Raw genomic sequence first — 1133 nt, forward strand, 5'->3', positions numbered from 1 at the left:
TTGGAGGCGCTGACTGAAACGGTCTCTGGAGCGGGCATTGCCGGGGAAGTAGACAGCCCGACTCTCGGGCACTACGGCAGCATGGAAACAACGCTCAATTTCCGGACACTGGATGTTCCAATGCTGAGGCTCGCTGCCCCAATTGCCCACGCTTTGGATTTTCGCGGGTCTCAGCAAGTGTTTAATTCCACTACTGGACAGTATGAGAATCAGGCTGTTCGGGTGAGTGTCCGTGCTATTCCCAAGACCACCACCGGCGGTACACTGGCTGTTAATGCGACAACCGGTAGCAGCATATCGCTGGAATGCATTTACTACAAAGTTGTGGTTGAGGGACGGACGATCATTGAGATTGATAAATATAACTTTATCTGCATCATCGACGGTGTTGACTACATGGCTAAAATCCGTGAAAACTTGGGAATGTGAGGGATTAAATAATGGCAAACGAAAAAAATACTGCATCTGAGGCTGACGAGCGGGTTTATACGCTTAGTCGGCCTTTTGATTTTGAAGGGGAGACTATCACGGAATTGACTTTGGATTTTGGTCGTCTGGTTGGAGATGATCTTCTCAAAGTTGACAAAATTATTGCTGGGGATTCCAGTGCTCAAAGTTTTGTTAAAGCTTTGAGTATGCCTTACCAGTTGCATATTGCTGCTCTGGCCGCGAATAAACCATATGAGATTTTTGCTAAGATGCCGGCTAAGGACGTGTCGAAAATCGCATTGCGAGCTCAAAGTTTTTTGCTGGGTTAGGATTGGCTGATAAGGAGGGGCCGCGCAAGCTGAGGAAGCTGGCAGCGGCCTTTTCGTCTGCTTATTTTTCGCCAATCCCTTATTGGCTCGGCATGCCGATCAAAGAGCTGTATGAATGGGTCGATACGGCAAATGAGCTAACAGAAGAACGAAACCGGCAGCGCAAGGGGTGATATAACCAATGGCCGGCAAAGAGTATAAAATTGCGTTTGAGCTACAGGCCAAGCTGGAGCCCAGTTATAACAATATAATGCACAAAGTTTTGGACGGGCTGGATAAGATTCAGGATACAGCCCGGGCTATCGAAGCAATCCGGATCTCTGGAGATATGGTTCGACCTCTACGGGATGGCCTGCAGGCAGCCGAGCGGGAGTT

General features: G+C 48.7%; 4 protein-coding genes. All 4 read left to right on the forward strand.

Annotated features, from left to right (window positions below):
• A partial coding sequence (locus M2108_RS31760) for a phage major tail tube protein (protein ID WP_277506485.1) occupies positions 1–429 on the forward strand: 429 nt, incomplete at its 5' end.
• Positions 430–440: 11 nt separating this feature from the next.
• Complete coding sequence (locus M2108_RS31765; protein WP_277473361.1) at positions 441–758, forward strand: phage tail assembly protein; 318 nt, start codon at positions 441–443, stop codon at positions 756–758.
• A gap of 2 nt (positions 759–760) precedes the next feature.
• Positions 761–931, forward strand: a complete 171-nt coding sequence (locus M2108_RS31770; protein ID WP_277473362.1) for a hypothetical protein — start codon at positions 761–763, stop codon at positions 929–931.
• Positions 932–939: 8 nt separating this feature from the next.
• Positions 940–1133: hypothetical protein (locus tag M2108_RS31775; RefSeq protein ID WP_280777357.1), on the forward strand; the 194-nt coding region annotated here is incomplete at its 3' end.

The sequence above is a fragment of the Paenibacillus sp. PastM-3 genome, from assembly GCF_029893965.1.
Classification (GTDB): Bacteria; Bacillota; Bacilli; order Paenibacillales; family Paenibacillaceae; genus Paenibacillus_AQ.

What these genes read in the sequence shown, in the direction of transcription:
- M2108_RS31765 (WP_277473361.1), top strand. Translation starts at nt 441, where the DNA reads ATGGCAAACGAAAAAAATACTGCATCTGAGGCTGACGAGCGGGTTTAT.